The organism is uncultured Jatrophihabitans sp. (assembly GCF_964246335.1).
In the GTDB taxonomy this organism is placed as follows: Bacteria; Actinomycetota; Actinomycetes; order Mycobacteriales; family Jatrophihabitantaceae; genus Jatrophihabitans.
On record NZ_CAXTQF010000009.1, the window covers coordinates 49318 to 64488 of the forward strand.

16 protein-coding genes are annotated in these 15171 nt (G+C 70.0%); 9 read left to right on the forward strand and 7 right to left on the reverse strand.

The window, feature by feature from the left end:
- The first annotated feature begins 77 nt into the window (after window positions 1-77).
- Window positions 78-701 carry a ClpP family protease gene (locus tag ACFFCN_RS04575; protein WP_375489945.1) on the forward strand — a complete coding sequence of 208 codons (624 nt, stop codon included), beginning with the start codon at window positions 78-80 and terminating at the stop codon, window positions 699-701.
- The gene (locus ACFFCN_RS04580; RefSeq protein ID WP_375489946.1) at window positions 698-1333 is read left to right on the forward strand and encodes a ClpP family protease; all 636 of its coding nucleotides are present in this window, start codon (window positions 698-700) and stop codon (window positions 1331-1333) included. The genes ACFFCN_RS04575 and ACFFCN_RS04580 overlap by 4 nt, the downstream gene beginning before the upstream one ends.
- Here ACFFCN_RS04580 and ACFFCN_RS04585 read toward each other — a convergent pair.
- Together ACFFCN_RS04585 and ACFFCN_RS04590 are read right to left on the reverse strand one after the other, a co-directional pair.
- Window positions 1301-1618: a helix-turn-helix domain-containing protein gene (locus ACFFCN_RS04585; RefSeq protein WP_375489947.1), complete on the reverse strand. Its 318-nt coding sequence runs from the start codon at window positions 1616-1618 to the stop codon at window positions 1301-1303. The two genes, ACFFCN_RS04580 and ACFFCN_RS04585, sit on opposite strands and share 33 nt — an antisense overlap.
- Window positions 1619-1665: 47 nt before the next feature.
- Window positions 1666-2286, reverse strand: a complete 621-nt coding sequence (locus ACFFCN_RS04590; protein ID WP_375489948.1) for a PadR family transcriptional regulator — start codon at window positions 2284-2286, stop codon at window positions 1666-1668.
- A gap of 85 nt (window positions 2287-2371) precedes the next feature.
- Between ACFFCN_RS04590 and ACFFCN_RS04595 the strand changes: the two genes are divergently transcribed.
- Window positions 2372-3166 (forward strand): alpha/beta fold hydrolase, encoded by a 795-nt coding sequence (locus ACFFCN_RS04595; RefSeq protein WP_375489949.1) that lies wholly within the window; start codon window positions 2372-2374, stop codon window positions 3164-3166.
- Complete coding sequence (locus tag ACFFCN_RS04600; RefSeq protein ID WP_375489950.1) at window positions 3151-3933, forward strand: PIG-L deacetylase family protein; 783 nt, start codon at window positions 3151-3153, stop codon at window positions 3931-3933. Before ACFFCN_RS04595 ends, ACFFCN_RS04600 begins: the two co-directional genes overlap by 16 nt.
- A 6-nt stretch (window positions 3934-3939) precedes the next feature.
- Here ACFFCN_RS04600 and ACFFCN_RS04605 read toward each other — a convergent pair whose 3' ends face one another.
- The 4 genes from ACFFCN_RS04605 to ACFFCN_RS04620 form a co-directional block, all read right to left on the reverse strand.
- Window positions 3940-4899, reverse strand: coding sequence for an electron transfer flavoprotein subunit alpha/FixB family protein (locus ACFFCN_RS04605; protein ID WP_375489951.1), 960 nt, complete (start codon window positions 4897-4899; stop codon window positions 3940-3942).
- A gap of 11 nt (window positions 4900-4910) precedes the next feature.
- Window positions 4911-5681, reverse strand: coding sequence for an electron transfer flavoprotein subunit beta/FixA family protein (locus ACFFCN_RS04610; RefSeq protein WP_375489952.1), 771 nt, complete (start codon window positions 5679-5681; stop codon window positions 4911-4913).
- Window positions 5678-8191 (reverse strand): FAD-dependent oxidoreductase, encoded by a 2514-nt coding sequence (locus ACFFCN_RS04615; RefSeq protein WP_375489953.1) that lies wholly within the window; start codon window positions 8189-8191, stop codon window positions 5678-5680. Before ACFFCN_RS04615 ends, ACFFCN_RS04610 begins: the two co-directional genes overlap by 4 nt.
- A 188-nt stretch (window positions 8192-8379) precedes the next feature.
- Window positions 8380-9123 (reverse strand): IclR family transcriptional regulator, encoded by a 744-nt coding sequence (locus ACFFCN_RS04620; protein ID WP_375489981.1) that lies wholly within the window; start codon window positions 9121-9123, stop codon window positions 8380-8382.
- A 140-nt stretch (window positions 9124-9263) separates the two neighbouring features.
- On the opposite strand from ACFFCN_RS04620, the gene purU reads away from it, so the two are divergent.
- The 3 genes from purU (at window position 9264) to ACFFCN_RS04635 (ending at window position 12032) form a co-directional block, all read left to right on the forward strand.
- Window positions 9264-10136, forward strand: a complete 873-nt coding sequence (gene purU, locus ACFFCN_RS04625) for a formyltetrahydrofolate deformylase (RefSeq protein ID WP_375489954.1) — start codon at window positions 9264-9266, stop codon at window positions 10134-10136.
- Between the two features lie 116 nt (window positions 10137-10252).
- Window positions 10253-11170, forward strand: a complete 918-nt coding sequence (locus ACFFCN_RS04630) for an SGNH/GDSL hydrolase family protein (RefSeq protein WP_375489955.1) — start codon at window positions 10253-10255, stop codon at window positions 11168-11170.
- Between the two features lie 37 nt (window positions 11171-11207).
- Complete coding sequence (locus tag ACFFCN_RS04635) at window positions 11208-12032, forward strand: phytanoyl-CoA dioxygenase family protein (RefSeq protein WP_375489956.1); 825 nt, start codon at window positions 11208-11210, stop codon at window positions 12030-12032.
- A gap of 21 nt (window positions 12033-12053) precedes the next feature.
- Here ACFFCN_RS04635 and ACFFCN_RS04640 read toward each other — a convergent pair whose 3' ends face one another.
- Complete coding sequence (locus tag ACFFCN_RS04640; protein ID WP_375489957.1) at window positions 12054-13493, reverse strand: trimethylamine methyltransferase family protein; 1440 nt, start codon at window positions 13491-13493, stop codon at window positions 12054-12056.
- A gap of 98 nt (window positions 13494-13591) precedes the next feature.
- Here ACFFCN_RS04640 and ACFFCN_RS04645 point away from each other — a divergent pair, with 98 nt between their 5' ends.
- Both ACFFCN_RS04645 and ACFFCN_RS04650 read left to right on the forward strand, forming a co-directional pair.
- Window positions 13592-14377, forward strand: coding sequence for an IclR family transcriptional regulator (locus tag ACFFCN_RS04645; RefSeq protein WP_375489958.1), 786 nt, complete (start codon window positions 13592-13594; stop codon window positions 14375-14377).
- Between the two features lie 67 nt (window positions 14378-14444).
- Window positions 14445-15110: a corrinoid protein gene (locus tag ACFFCN_RS04650; RefSeq protein WP_375489959.1), complete on the forward strand. Its 666-nt coding sequence runs from the start codon at window positions 14445-14447 to the stop codon at window positions 15108-15110.
- Window positions 15111-15171 lie beyond the last annotated feature (61 nt).

Genomic DNA, 15171 nt, shown 5'->3' on the forward strand with positions numbered 1-15171 from the left:
TCAGCGCTGCTGTACGCAGCGCTGCCCACAGCAGCGTCGCCGCCCGGATCACCGTTCGCGCGGCGACGCTGTGTGGCATGAGCGACGACGACACCTCGAGGCCGGGCCATCGGCTCGACGAACAGATCTACGAGCAACTCTTCGAACGGCGCACACTGCTGCTCGGTGAGCCGCTCGAGCAGTGGAACAGCAACCGGTTGTGCACCGGGCTGGTCCTGCTCGCGGCGCAGGACCCGGTGACCGACATCCGGCTGCTGATCAACTCACCGGGCGGGTCGGTGCCGGGCATGCTCGCGATCCGCGACTGCATGCGCGCCATCCCGAACGACGTCGTGACGGTCAACGTCGGGATGGCCTACAGCGCCGCGCAGTTCCTGCTCAGCTCCGGCACCAAGGGCAAGCGGTACGCAGCCGCGCATTCGAAGGTGCTGCTGCACCAGGGGTCGGCCGGCTTCGGCGGGACGGCGATGGACATCGCGATCCAGGCCGACGATCTACGTCGCACTCGCGACACCGTGCTCGCGCTGATCGCCGAGGACACCGGTCAGGACGTCGCGACCGTCGAGCACGACTCGCAACGCGACCGCTGGTTCAGTGCCCACGAAGCACTCGCGTACGGCTTCGTCGACCACATCGTGCACGACGGCGACGACCTGCTGCCCCGGCCGCAACGCCGCGCCGGTCTGGGGGTGGGCTCGTGAGCTACCCGATCCCGTACGTCACCACCCGGACGAACACCGGCGAGCGCACCGTCGACGTGTACAGCAGGCTGCTCGCCGAGCGGGTCGTCTACCTCGGCACCGGCATCGACGACGGCGTGGCCAACACGGTCATCGCGCAGCTGATCCACCTCGAGGCGGAGAGCCCGGACGCGCCGATCAATCTGTACATCAACTCTGCGGGCGGCTCCGTCCCGGCCACGCTCGCGATCTATGACGCGATGCGCTACATCCGACCGCCGGTCGAGACGACGTGCGTCGGGCAGGCCGCCGCGACGGCTGCGGTGCTGCTCGCCGGCGGCGCACCCGGCAAGCGGCAGATCCTGCCGCACGGCCGGGTAGTGATCCATGCACCGGCCGCAGAAGGTCGCGGCGCGATCCCCGACCTCGTCCTCGAGGCCGCCGAGATCGAGCGGGTGCGCACCATGCTCGAGGAGCTGCTCGCCGAGCACACCGGCCGCTCGGCGGAGCAGGTGCGCGACGACACCGCGCGTGACCTCGTGCTCACCGCGCAGGGCGCGCTGGAGTACGGCGTGGTCGACGCGGTGCTCACCAGCCGCGCGGTCGACGGCGCGAGTGCGTCAGGCAGCGAGACAGACCGGCCCACGTACTGACGCGACGCGCGCCAACCGTGCGCCGGCGCGGCGGGTGAGATCGCCGACGCGCAGGCCCAGCGCACCGGACACCGCCGCCAGCACCTCCGACGACGCGTCCTTGCGGCCCCGCTCGAGTTCGGAGAGATACTGCGGCGCGACGCCGGCGCGGCTTGCGACATCGGCGATCCGCTCGTCGCGGTCGCGGCGTTCGGCACGCAGCTGCGCGCCCAACGCCGTGCGCCACAGCGGCTCCGGGCCGGTGTTCGGGGACGGTTCGCGCCGCAGCGGGATCACGTTGTCCATGCGTCGTGACGCTAGACCGATCGGGTCGACGCGAGTGCGGCGTTCGCTCACCGCGCAATGATCGGGCTCTCCCCTCGCGCCAGCCCGTCGAGCACACCGGCGACGTCCCAGGAGCCCGCATCGTCGGCCGCCGGCCACTGCGCCACCTGCAGCGCGGCCCAGTGCGCCCAGCGGCGTACCGCGTCCTCGAGCTCGAACTGCAGCGGCAACGCGAGCGCGCGCAGATGCAGCCGGCGCGGGAAGGGCGTGTCACCGGAGGCGAACCCGCGGATGGTCTCGACCCGCTGGGCCGCCTCGTCTTCGATGCGCCCGAGCGTCGTGATGAGCTGCTCCGTCGTCCCGGCGTCGGCGAAGAACACCTTCACCATGCCTTCGAACTCGTGCAGCCGTGGCGCCGGCGCGTCGTCGAGCCAGCTGCGTAACGCCTCGCGCCCGGCGTCGGTCACGCGGTAGACGGTGCGCGCACGCTGGCCGACATGCTCGCGGTCGGCCGTTGCCAGGCCCTCCTCGACCAGCCGCTTCGGTTCGTCGTAGAGCTTGCGCTCGGCGCGCGGCCAGAACCAGTTCAGGCTGCGCTGGACCTGTTTGGCGAGCTCGTACGTCGTCCAGTCGCGCACCGTCAGCAGGCCGAGGATCGCGTACGAGGTCGTGGTCCGGTCCTTCGCCATGCCGACACCTTGACATACTGCCCTGGGCAGTGTCTACTCATCCGCACTTACTGCACAGGGCAGTATCAACCGAGGGGAACCGATCATGACTTTCATTGCTGCCTCGCTCGAGTCGGGCTACGACGACACGGGCACCGGCGAACCCGCGCTGCTGTGCATTCCCGGCTGGTGCGGCGACCGGAGCGTCTTCGCCGGCCTCACTGCCGGGCTCGGCGCGAACCGCCGCACGCTCGCCATGGACCTGCCCGAACACGGCACGCGCCCCCGCACCGGCGCCGACTTGCGCACCGACGACGTCGTGCGCGACGCGCAGACCCTGCTCGACGCCGAGCAGATCGAGCGCGTCGTGCCGGTCGCGCTCTCGCACGCCGGTTGGGCCGCGATCGAGCTGCGCCGGCGCCTCGGCGCCGACCGCGTCCCCGGCATCGTGCTGCTCGACTGGATGGTGCTCGGCCCGCCGCCCGGCTTCGTCGATGCGCTCGCCGGCCTGCAGGACCCCACCGCGTGGGCCGACGTCCGGTCCGGGCTGTTCGCGATGTGGACGACCGGCCTCGACATCCCGGCGCTGGATCGTTACGTGGACGGGATGGGCGAGTACGGCGCGGCGTATTGGCATTGCGCCGGGCGCGAAATCTCCACGGCGTTCGCCGCCGAGGGCACCCCGCTCGCAGCGCTCGAGCGGCTCGACGAGCCGTGTCCGACGCTGCACCTCTACGCGCAGCCGGCCGACGACGCCGTGCTCGCCGCCCAGCAGGACTACGCCGCGGCCCACCCGTGGTTCCGTGCGCACCGACTTCCCGCGCGCAGCCACTTCCCGATGTTCGAGGTTCCCGGTGAGATGAACACCGTGATCGAGGACTTCGCATGCGGCCTGAGCTGACCGATCCGGGTGCGTCGCCACGACTGCTCGTCGTGGTGGCGCACCCGGACGACGAGACCTTCGGCTGCGGCTCGCTGCTGCTGCACGCGGCCGCCGTCGGGATGACGACCCGCGTCGTGTGCGCCACGCGCGGCGAAGCCGGCGAGGCGATCGACGGCACGCCGTCCGGCGAGCTCGCCTCCGTCCGCGAGGCCGAGACCCGGGCGGCGGCCGACGCGCTCGGCGTCGCGCAGGTCGACTTCCTGGACTTCGGCGATTCGGGAATGTCCGGCGAGGCCGCCGCCACCACGCTCGTCGGCGCGGATCTTGCGGCGGTCAGCGAGCAGGTGCGCCGTCACCTCGAGGGATTCCGGCCGAGCGTCGTCATCACCCTTGACGCGTCGGACGGCCACCGCGACCACGAGCGCATCCGCGACGCGACGCTCGCTGCGGTCGACGCCGCCGACTGGCACGTGCAGCGGGTGTATCTGCACTGCCTGCCGCAGGTGCTGATGCGCCGCTGGGTCGAGCACATGATCGCCAACGACCCGAGCTGGGAACATCTACGCGGCAACGTGCCGGGCACGCCGGAAGAACTGGTCACGACGATCATCGACACCTCGGCGTACCTGCCGGCGCGCGAGGCGGCGATGCGCCTGCACGCGTCGCAGCGCTCACCGTTCGAGGGGCTGCCCGATGATCTGCGGCGCGACTTCCTCACCTCGGAGCGGCTGCAACGGGTGCGGCCGCCGTGGCCGGGCGGTGATGTCGAGACGGCGTTGAGCTGAGCCGGGTCAGCCCTTGCGCTTGCGCAGCTCCTCGTTGATCGCCGGCACGATCTCGTGCAGATCGCCGATCACCGCGTAGTGCGCCTTGGTGACCATCGGCGCCTCGGCGTCGGTGTTCACCGCGAGGATGGTCTTGGCCGACTGGCAGCCGGCCCAGTGCTGGATCGCGCCGCTGATGCCGCAGGCGATGTAGACGTCCGGCGCGATCCGCGAGCCGGTCTGGCCGACCTGCTCGTGGTGCGGGCGCCAGCCGAGGCTGGTGACCACGCGCGAGACGCCGAGCGCGCCGTGCAGCAGCTCGCTCAGCTCGATGAGATCACCGAAGCCGTCGGCGCTGCCTGCGCCGCGCCCGGCCCCGACGACCACCCGCGCGCTGGTCAGCGCACCGGTATCGCTCTTCGCCTTCGCCTCGACGCGAGCGACCTTCGCGACGAGGTCGCGGTCGGAGAGCTTCGGCGCGTACGTCTGCACCTCGGTCTCGACGGGCGTCGCCGCGGCCACCGGATCGCAGGCGTGCCCGGCCACGGACAGCACGGCGACGCGATCGTCCAGCCGCATCTCCTCCTGCGCCGAACCCCCCACCACCTGGCGGGTGGCGACGAGCGGCTTCGGGGTGTCGACCTGCACGACGTTGGCGGCCATCGCGACGTCCAGGCGCGCTGCCACGTGCGCGAGCACCTCGTTGCCGCGCGGCGTTCCCGACGCGAGTACGACCGTCGCCGCCGACGACTCGACGACGTCCACGACGGCCGCGGACCACGCAGCCGCGGCGTACGACGTGAGGCGTTCGTCCACCGGATGGTGCGCCACGGCCACGCCCTGCTCGCCGAGCTGGGCCCGCACCGCGTCGGTGACCTCGTCGACCACGACGGCCTGCACGGGTTCGCCGGAGCGGGTGCCGAGGTCGCGAGCGAAGGTCAGCGCCTCGGCCGAGGTCTGCACGACACCGTCGGCGTCCGTCTCCACCACAACGATGATCAACTGAACACACCTGCCTCGATCAGCACGTCGACGACGGCCGGCGCGGCCTCGGCGCCGCGGCCCAGGATCTGCACCGTGCTCGGCTTGCGCGGTGGCAGCTTCAGCCGCACCCGGCTGGCGCCACGCGGTTCGGTGTCAAACGTGATCGTCTCCACCGGGGCCTTCTTGGCCTTCATCCGGCCGGGGATCGACGGGTAGCGCGGGCTCACGCCGCCCTCCATCACCGCGACGACCGCGGGCGTGGGCAGCTCGTAGATCTCGGTGCCGTCCGGGCCATCGCCCTTCGCAGTGACCGTGTCACCGTCGACGGACACGAGGGCGACGTTGCTGACCACCGGTCGCTCGAGCGCATACGCCAGCCGGGTCGGCACCTGGAAGTCGCCGGAGTCCGCGGCGTCGTTGCCGAGCAGGATGACGTCGTAGTGCGTGCCCGCCTCCTCGCGCGAGCGCACCACACCGGCGATCGCCCGTGCCACGTCGACCGGGCCGACCTTGTCCAGCTCGGTCTCGACGAGCACGCCGTCGCTCGCACCGACGGCAAGGGCCGCCCGCAGTTGCTCCACGGCCTCAGCGGGACCGACCGTCAGCACGGTCGCCTTGCCGCCGGTCGCCTCCGCGATCTGCGTCGCAAGCTCGACCGCGCACTCCTCGTGCGGGCTGACGGTGAAGCCGACATGTTTGGCGTCGACCGACTGCTCGTCGTCGGTCAGCAGCACCTCGCCGGAGACGTCCGGCACCCGTTTGATGCAGACGAGGACGTTGCTCATGACTTGATCCGGTCGTTGCTCGGGTCGAACAGCGAGGTGGCGTCGACGGAACCGACCGTCACCGGATAGCGCTGCTCCATGTAGGACACCGCCAGCTCGTTGCCGACGGTGGCGGCGTCCGGCGGCAGGTACGCCAGCAACACGTGCTTGCCCAACGACGGAGCGGAACCGGCCGTGGTGACGTACGGGTGGTGGCCGTGTCCGTCGGTCAGCTGCCCGCCGTCGCGGGTGACGATCGGCTCGCCGCCGAGCATGTAGCGCTTCTGTCCCGACGTCGAGGTGTGGTCGTCGACGGTCATCGTGCACAGCACCGTCTCGGGCGCGTTGTCGCGCTGTTTGAGGTAGGCCTCGCGGCCGATGAAGTCGGCCTCCTTGACCTTCGGGCGCGCCATCCCGGCCTCGACGATCGTGCGCTCGCTGTCGAGCTCGGCGCCGTATGCGCGGTAGCCCTTCTCGATACGCCCGGTGGTGCCGTAGACGCCGATGCCGACCGGCACCGCGCCGTGCGGCTCGCCGGCTTCGCGCACCAGCGACCACAGTTTCGCGCCCTGCTCCATCGGCACGTACAGCTCCCAGCCGAGCTCGCCGACGTAGGAGATCCGCGAGGCGAGCACGCCGAGGGACTCGATCTCGAGCTGCTTGCAGGTACCGAACGTGAACGCGTCGTTCGAGACGTCGGCCGTGGTCAGCTCGCCGAGGATGTCGCGTGCCCGCGGCCCCCACAGCCCGATCGTGGTGAACGCCGACGTCATGTCGACGACGTGCGCGTCGCCGCTGACGTGATCGCGGAACCACTTGCGGTCGACGTTGCCGTGCGCACCGCCGGTGACGACGCGGAAATGGTCGTCGGCCAGCCGCATGATCGTGAGGTCGGCGCGGTAACCGCCACGCGAGTCGATGATCGGCGTGTAGACGACGCGTCCGGGCGCGACATTCACCTGCGCCACCGCGATGCGCTGCACCGCCTCGCACGCGTCCCTGCCGAGGACGTCGAAGACGACGAAGGCCGAGAGGTCGACGTAACCGGCGCGCTCGCGCATCGCCAGGTGCTCGGCGTTGATGATCGGCGACCACCACCGCGAGTCCCACTCGTTCTCGCGCGGCATCAGCTTGTCGGCGTCGTAGTCGGCGAGCAGCTTCTCGTTGCTCGCGTACCACTGGGGCCGCTCCCAGCCGGCCACCTCGAAGAAGACGGCGCCGAGCTCCTTCTCGCTCTCGTGCATCGGTGCGAGCCGCACGTTGCGGTTGCTCTCCCACTGCTCGCCCGGGTGCACGATGCCGTACGTCTTGATGAAGCTCTCGCTGGTGCGCGCGACGATGTGGTTCGTCGCGGCCTGGTGCGGACAGAAGCGCGCGATGTCGGTGCCGTGCACGTCGATCTCGGGATTGCCGTCCGTCATCCACTCCGCGACCGCGCGCCCGCAGCCCGGGCCTTCCTTGATCCAGATCGCGGCCGCGGACCACAGGCCGGGCACCTCGGGGCTCTCGCCCATGATCGGCGCGCCGTCCGGCGTCAGCGACAGCAGCCCGTTGATCGCGTACCGGATCTCGGCCTGCTCGTTGCCGAGGATCTCCGGCATCAGCTCCAGCGCCTGCTCGAGCTGCGGGTCGAAGTCGTCCTCGGTGAACGGCATCTCCGTCGGGCTGAGCTTGGCCTGCTCAATGGACGGGATGTCCTCGGCCTCCATCAGGATCGCCCGGTGGGCGTACGAGCCGACCTCCATGTCGCTGCCGTGCTGGCGCTCGTAGCAGAAGGTGTCCATGTCGCGCACGATCGGAAACGAGATCTCGCCCGGCAGCTGCGCGAGCTGCGGCACCGGCCCGACGCTGATCATCTGGTGCACAGCGGGTGTCAGCGGGATGTGCGCGCCGGCCATCCGGGCCAGCTTCGGGCTCCACACACCGCACGCAACGACGACGGTGTCCGTGGCGATGTCCCCCGCGCTGGTGCGCACGCCGGCGATGCGGCCGTGCTCGACGGTGATGTCGTTGACCTCGACGTTCGGCACGATCGTGACGGCGTCCATCTCCTGCGCCCGCTCGCGCATGATGGTGCCCGCGCGCAACGAGTCGACGACGCCGACGCTCGGCGTGTAGAAGCCGCCGACGATCACCGACGGGTCGAGGAACGGGACCAGCTCGGCCACCTCGTCCGGCGTCACCAGCCGGGCCTCGATGCCCCACGCCTTCGCGCTCGACATGCGCCGGCGCAGCTCTTCCATGCGCTCCTCGGTCCGGGCGACCTCGATGCCGCCGGACTCGGTGAACACGTCCATCTCCTTGTACTGGCGCATCGAGTCGAGCGTCAGATCGGTGATCTCGCGCGAGTGATCCACCGGGAAGATGAAGTTGGAGGCGTGTCCGGTCGAGCCGCCGGGGTTGGGCAGCGGCCCCTTGTCCAGCTGCACGATGTCGCGCCAGCCGAGCCTGGCGAGGTGGTACACGAGGCTGTTGCCGACGATGCCGGCACCGATCACGACGACGCGTGCACTACCGGGGACGGTTGCCACTGGGCCTGCCACCTCTCAGGTTGTTGCGTATCATGAAACGCGACTGCACTATGAGCAACGATAACCCGGCGACCGGCCGTTGGGGAGGCGGTTTGCACCCGCACCTGTCGCTATCTCGTCTCGAATCGACCGCGTTAGCGACGGGTACGGGTGCAAACCACCGCCCGGCGGTGCCGTGCGGTCCGGAGTCACCGCGGATGCCAACCCAATCGGTGGGAGATCTCCGCGGCCGACTCGCGCAGCTGCGGCAGCATGGCCTCGACCTGCGCGTCGCCGAGGCGGAAGGTCGGTCCCGAGACACTCAGCGACGCCACGATGTCGCCGTGCGCGTTGCGGACCGGCGCCGCGAGCGCGGTGAGCCCGATCTCCAACTCGTCCACGGCCACCGCGTAACCGCGCTCGCGCACCTGCGCCAGTTCCGCGCGCAGCGCCTTGCGGGTGGTGATGGTCGCGCCGGTGTGCGCGGCGAGGGTGCCGAGCAGCGCCGCGAGCTCGGTCTCGGGCAGCTCGCTGAGCAAGACCTTGCCGTTGCTCGTCGCGTGCAACGGGATGTGCTGGCCGACCCAGTTGTGCGCCTGCAGCGACGACCCGCCGGCCGCCTGGTCGACGTAAAGCGCGGCGCCGTCGGCGAGCACAGCGACGTTGACCGTCTCCCCCGTGCCGGCCGCGAGCGCCCGCGCGATCGGCCGCGCTTCCTGCACGACGTCCAGGCGCGCCGTGGTCGCGCCGGCCAGGCGCAGGATGCCCATGCCCAGCCGGTACTTGCCGCGATCGGCGATCTGCTCGACCAGGCCGCTGTTCTCCAGCGCGGCGAGCAGCCGGAACGCGGTGCTCTTGTGCACGCCGAGCTCGACCGCGATCTCGGTGACCCCCGCCTCGCCGGCGCGGGCCAGAATTTCCAGGATCGCCAGCGCACGCTCCACGGACTGCACGCCGCTCGGCGCGCCTCCGGGAGTGGCGCTGGGTGCATTGCCGGCCACCACGCTGTCGGTCATACTGCGGAGCCTAACCCGACGTTGTTGCACATGGCACGCCGAGTTTTACATCGTGCGTCGTCGTTTGGGAGATCGGCATGACCGTCAGCACTTCGAAGCACCCGGAGTACGTGCTCACCATCGTCTGCCCGGACCGCCCGGGCATCGTCTTCTCGGTCAGCTCGTTCCTCGTCCACTGCTCGGCGAACATCCTGGAGAGCCAGCAGTTCGACGACCGCGACGAGGACCGCTTCTTCATGCGCGTGCACTTCGAGGTCTACGACGAGGCCATGACGCTCGAGCGGCTGCGCACCGCGTTCGAGCCGACGGCACGCACGTCACAGATGGAGTGGCACCTGTGGGCGGCCGAGACGCCGTACCGCACCCTCATCCTCGTCTCGCGCGACGGCCACTGCCTCAACGACCTGTTGTACCGGCAGAGCATCGGCGCTCTGCCCATCGACATCCCGGCCGTCGTCTCCAACCACCGTGACCTCGAACGACTGGTGACCTCTTACGACGTGCCGTTCCACCACGTGCCGGTCACCGCGGACACCAAGGCCGATGCCGAGGCGCAGATCCTGGCACTCGTCGACTCGCTCGGCATCGATCTCGTGGTGCTGGCCCGGTACATGCAGATCCTGTCCGACGACGCGTGCCGCACGCTGGCCGGCAAGGCGATCAACATCCACCACTCGTTCCTGCCGAGCTTCAAGGGCGCGCGGCCCTACCAGCAGGCCTTCGAACGCGGCGTCAAGCTCGTCGGCGCGACCGCGCACTACGTGACCCCCGACCTCGACGAGGGTCCGATCATCGAGCAGGACGTCACGCGCGTCGACCACGCGCTGTCCGGGCCGCAGCTGGTGGCCGCCGGGCGTGACGTCGAGGCGCAGGTGCTCTCCCGCGCGGTCCGCTGGCACGCACAGACGCGCGTGCTGCTCAACGGCAACCGCACCGTCGTCTTCCGCTAGCCGACTGCAGCGGCGCAAGCCCGCCGTGCGGCCACACAGCCCCATTGACTCGGCGCATCGCACGGGCGAGTGTGGATGGGTCGGCAAGGACGCCGGCGCGGTGGCGAAGGAGAACCATGGCATCGATCCGCACACTCTCCGGACCTCGACGAGCAGTGATCGCGGCCATCGCGGTGGTCTCGGCAGGTGCCGCGGCCGCAATCGCCATCGGCCTCGGCGTGCCGGCCACGGCACACACCCAGCCGGGCAATCGACCGGTGCAGGCGGGTTCGCGTTATCTGGCGCTCGGCGACTCGGTGACGTTCGGCTACCGCGAGGCGGCAAATCCGCCACCGCCCGACTACACCGACGCGAAGAACTTCGTCGGTTACCCGGAGGACCTCGGCGCCGAGCTCAAGCTGCGCGTCGCGAACTCCTCGTGCCCGGGCGAGACGTCGGCCAGCTTCATCGACGCGAGCGCCCCGAGCAACGGCTGCGAGACCGCCGCCGGCGGGACCGGCCCGGGTTACCGCGCCTACCCGCTGCACGTCGCCTACTCGGGCTCCCAGCTGTCGTACGCGGTGAACTACCTGCGCCGGCACCGCGACACCAGACTGGTCTCGCTGATGATCGGCGCCAACGACGCCTTCCTGTGCCAGGAGACGACCGCGGACAAGTGCGTGAGCGAGCTGCCGACGGTGCTGGGCCGGATCGGCACCGACGTCAACAAGATCCTGCGCGAGATCCGGCAGAAGGCGCACTACGGCGGCCAGCTCGTCATCGTCAACTACTACTCGACCAACTACGCCGACCCGACGCAGCGCGCGTCCAGCCAGGCACTCAACTCGACCATGGACGACGCCGCGGCGCCGTACCGGGTGCGGATCGCCGACGGCTTCGCGACGTTCCAACGAGCCGCCGAGCAGGCGGGCGGCGACAGCTGCGCCGCCGGCTTGCTGACCAAGCTGACGACCGGCGGCTGCGGCGTGCACCCGAGCGTCGCGGGGCAGGAACTGCTCGCCGGCGCGGTCGAGCGGGCGATCACCACCGCCTGACGGTCGCAGCCCCTCCGACGGCGGGTAGGACGTGGTCATGACGGCGACAATCGACCGACAGGCCATCCGCGAGGCCTTGGACGGTCCGGGGATCACCGCGCTGCGCGGCGCGTTTCCCGCACAGTGGGCGGACCGGCTGCGCGCGGACATCGAGCGCGAGTTCACCTCCGCGCGTGCTCGCGAGGGCGGCGCGGTGGGCCGCGGCCACAACCGCTGGTACGTCGAGGTGCACCCCGAGGCCATCGCCGGGTTCGTCGACATCGTCAGCCACCCGTGGTTCGTCGCCGTGTGCGACGAGGTGCTCGGCGCCGACTACCGCATCGTCGAGATCGGCTTCGACATCCCGTTCCCGGGCGCGCGCGACCAGCCGTGGCATCGCGACTTCCCGGCGCCGCCCGAGACGACCGGCCAGCACCGGTTGACGTCGCTCGCCTTCAACCTCACCGCGGTCGACACCGCCGAGGACATGGGTCCGTTCGAGATCGCGCCGGGCACGCAGTGGGACGACCATCCCGACTTCGACCACGGCATGTTCCCGCCGCAGTGGCACTACCCGCGCTACGAACAGCTCGCCGAGCGCAAGTACCCGCGGCGCGGCGACATCTCGGCGCGCTCCGCGCTGACCATCCACCGCGGCACAGCGAGTTCCGGAACGAGCGCGCGGCCGGTGCTCGTCGTCGGCGTCGACGCGCCGGGGGCCGGCCACGACGAGTTCCATGACCTGCAGGTGACGCGCGGCTTCCAGGACGCGCTGCTGACGCAGGTACGCAACCACCTGGCGGCGCGGGTCGTCGACGAGCTGACGCCGATCGTGCAGCAGCACACCATCGAGGGGCTCGTCATGGGCGACGCCGAGGAGTGAGCACGCCCCGCGCTGACCGGCTCAGTCGCCGAGCTCCGTGCGGCGCCGGTTGACGTAGTCCTCGAGCTCCTCGCGAATCGCGTCGTCGAGCGGCGGCGCCTCGTACTCGGCCAGCTTCTGCTGGTAGATGCGGGTGGCGCGGGCGGCCGTGTCGACGGCGCCGTTGCGCATCCACCGCTCGTAGTTGTCCGACGACGACAACATCGTGCGGTAGAAGCACGTACGGAAGTGATCCATCGTGTGCGCAGCGCCGAGGAAGTGCCCGCCGTGGCCCACCTCGACGTGCGCGTCGAACGCCAACGACGCCTCGTCGATCTCGAGCGGCGTGAACTGCTCGCGCAGCATCTGCAGCAGCTCCACGTCGACGATGAACTTCTCGTAACAGGCGACGAGACCACCCTCGAGCCAGCCCGCGGCGTGCATCACCCAGTTGGCGCCGGCGAGGAAGGTCGGCAGCAGCGTCATCAGCGCCTCGTAGCCGGCCTGCGCGTCGGGCACCTGGGACGAGGTGAGGCCGCCACCGGTGCGGAACGGCAGCCCGAAGTGCCGTGCGATCTGGCCGGTGCACAGCAGGCCGGTCGCGGACTCGGGAGTGCCGAACGTCGGCGAGCCGGACTGCATGTCGATGTTCGTCATGAACGAGCCGAAGATCACCGGGCAGCCCGGGCGGATGAGCTGGGCGAGCGCAATGCCCGACAGCGCCTCGGCGATCTGCTGCACGAGCGCAGCCGGAACCGTCACCGGCGACATCGCGCCCATCATGATGAACGGCGTCAACACCACCGGTTGCGCGGCCGCGGCGTACTCGAACAGCGCGTCGAGCATGCGGTCGTCCCATCGCAACGGTGAGTTGCAGTTGATCAGCGAGATCGAGACGGGGTTCTGCTCGATCTCGTCTCGACCACCGAACAGGATCGCGCCCATGGCGATGGTGTCGCGGGCGTTCTCGCCGGACACCACGTTGCCCATATAGATCTTGTCGGTCAGCGTCTGCAGCGCGTACGTCATGTCGAGGTGTCGGGAGTCGAGCGGCGTGTCGTTGGGCTCGCAGACGACACCGCCGGCGGAGTCGAGCACCGGGAAGGTCTGGGCCAGCTTCGCGAAGTTGCGGAAATCCTCCATCGTCGCGTCGCGGCGCACGTCCCCCTCACGCACGAACGGCGGTCCGTAGACGGCGCCGAAGGCCATGGTGTCGCCACCGATGTGCACCGTGTTCGCGGCGTTGCGCGCGGTGACGTCGAATTCGCGTGGCGCCTTCGCCACCTGCTCGAGCACGAAATCCGGGTCCAGGAAGACGGTGTTGTCCTCCACCCGCTGACCGGCCGCCCGGAACAGCTCGAGCGCGCGATCGGTCATGAACTCGACGCCGACCTCACTCACCAGCCTGCGCCAGCCGCCGTCGAGGGTCGCCATCGCGTCCGCGGACAGGATCTCGTAACGCGGCATGACATTGCGAAACATCGCTGTGCCTCCTTGACCGGGGTTCGTTCGCGACGCATCCTAGCTCCGTAATGTGGAATCGCCGTTCCACAATGTGGATTCACTGGTTACCGGAGAGTATGAGTAATCCGAACGTCAGCGGGACCCAGGCCGTCGACCGCGCGGCCCAGTTGCTGACCCTCGTGGTCGAGGCCGACGGTCCGATGAGCTATGGCGAACTGGTCGACGAGACCGGCCTGGCCAAGTCGACGACGTCACGCCTGCTCGCCGCGCTGGAGAACAACCACCTCATCGAGCGCGACCCGAGCGGGTTCTTCCGATCCGGTGCGTTGTTCGCGCTCTACGCGGCCCGGCACGACCCGTGGGCAGAGACGATCCGGCTCGCCGACCCGATCATGCACCGGATCGGCGAACTGACCGGCGAGACCGTCAACCTCGCGATCGCGCGGGGCGACACCGTCGTGCAGATCGCGCAGGTCGAGTCGACGTATCGCCTCGCCGCGCGGGACTGGATGCAGGTGGACGCGCCCGCGCACTGCTCGGCGGTCGGCAAGGTGCTCTATGCGTGGGACACGCTGCCGCTGCCCGTCGGCCGGCTCGACGCGCCCACACCCCACTCGCTGCGCAGCTCCGACGCCCTGCTGCGGCAGTTCGGCACGATCCGGCGGCGCGGCTACGCGACGAGCCGCGAGGAGCTGGAGATCGGGCTGGACGCGGTCGCCGTCCCCGTCCGCGGCCTGGAGGGCCCGGTCGTCGCGGGTCTCGGTGTCTCCGGCCCCACCGGCCGGCTGCGCAAGAACCTGGACGAGATCGGCCGACTGCTCATCGACCAGAGCGCAGTGCTCACCCGACGGCTACGTCCCAGAAACAGAGACCGGCAACGATCCGAGGCAGGAGTGGCATGACTGGGTTTCTCGCCTTTCCCGGCACCGCACCGCACGCCACCCACGACGCTTGCGAAGGGGTTCCCCGATGACACCCGACGAGATCCTGCAGGGGCTCTACGACCAGACGCTGGTCGGCAACGGGCCAGCCGTTCTCGAGTTGACCAACGACGCCCTCGCCCAGGGCATGGAGCCGCAGTCGCTGTTGTTCGACGCGCTCATCCCGTCGCTCGAAGAGGTCGGCGCACGCTTCGAGCGCGGCGACTTCTTCGTGCCGGAGATGCTCATCGCCGGCCGCGCGATGGCCGGCGCGATGGCCGTCCTGCGGCCGCTGCTCGCCGAGACCGGAGTGCAGACGATCGGCAAGTTCGTCATGGGCACCGTGCAGGGCGACGTGCACGACATCGGCAAGAACCTGGTCAACATCATGCTCGAGGGTGCCGGGTTCGAGGTCATCGATCTCGGCGTACAGGTGAAGCCGGAGAAGTTCGTCGACGCGATCAACGAGCACAAGCCCGACATCGTCGGTTTCTCCGCGTTCCTGACGACCACGATGCCCATGTTCAAGGCCAACATGAACGCGCTGCAGAAGGCCGGCATCCGCGACACCGTTGCCGTGATGGTCGGCGGCGCACCCGTGACGCAGGAGTACGCGGACGCGGTCGGCGCGGACGGCTACGCGGCGGACGCGTCGGCCACCGTGAAGAAGGCCAAGGAACTGATGAACAAGCGCCGCGCGATGGCGGGGGTCTGAGTGGGAACCCCACGACGTCGCTCTGCACAACGCACTCCCCGATTTCGCGTGGACCCGAAGT

Excerpts from the sequence above, each read along its gene's own strand:
- ACFFCN_RS04575 (WP_375489945.1), top strand. The coding sequence starts at position 78 with ATGAGCGACGACGACACCTCGAGGCCGGGCCATCGGCTCGACGAACAG.
- ACFFCN_RS04585 (WP_375489947.1), bottom strand. The coding sequence starts at position 1,618 with ATGGACAACGTGATCCCGCTGCGGCGCGAACCGTCCCCGAACACCGGC.
- ACFFCN_RS04590 (WP_375489948.1), bottom strand. The coding sequence starts at position 2,286 with ATGGCGAAGGACCGGACCACGACCTCGTACGCGATCCTCGGCCTGCTG.
- ACFFCN_RS04595 (WP_375489949.1), top strand. The coding sequence starts at position 2,372 with ATGACTTTCATTGCTGCCTCGCTCGAGTCGGGCTACGACGACACGGGC.
- ACFFCN_RS04600 (WP_375489950.1), top strand. The coding sequence starts at position 3,151 with ATGCGGCCTGAGCTGACCGATCCGGGTGCGTCGCCACGACTGCTCGTC.
- ACFFCN_RS04610 (WP_375489952.1), bottom strand. The coding sequence starts at position 5,681 with ATGAGCAACGTCCTCGTCTGCATCAAACGGGTGCCGGACGTCTCCGGC.
- purU (WP_375489954.1), top strand. The coding sequence starts at position 9,264 with ATGACCGTCAGCACTTCGAAGCACCCGGAGTACGTGCTCACCATCGTC.
- ACFFCN_RS04630 (WP_375489955.1), top strand. The coding sequence starts at position 10,253 with ATGGCATCGATCCGCACACTCTCCGGACCTCGACGAGCAGTGATCGCG.
- ACFFCN_RS04635 (WP_375489956.1), top strand. The coding sequence starts at position 11,208 with ATGACGGCGACAATCGACCGACAGGCCATCCGCGAGGCCTTGGACGGT.
- ACFFCN_RS04640 (WP_375489957.1), bottom strand. The coding sequence starts at position 13,493 with ATGTTTCGCAATGTCATGCCGCGTTACGAGATCCTGTCCGCGGACGCG.
- ACFFCN_RS04645 (WP_375489958.1), top strand. The coding sequence starts at position 13,592 with ATGAGTAATCCGAACGTCAGCGGGACCCAGGCCGTCGACCGCGCGGCC.
- ACFFCN_RS04650 (WP_375489959.1), top strand. The coding sequence starts at position 14,445 with ATGACACCCGACGAGATCCTGCAGGGGCTCTACGACCAGACGCTGGTC.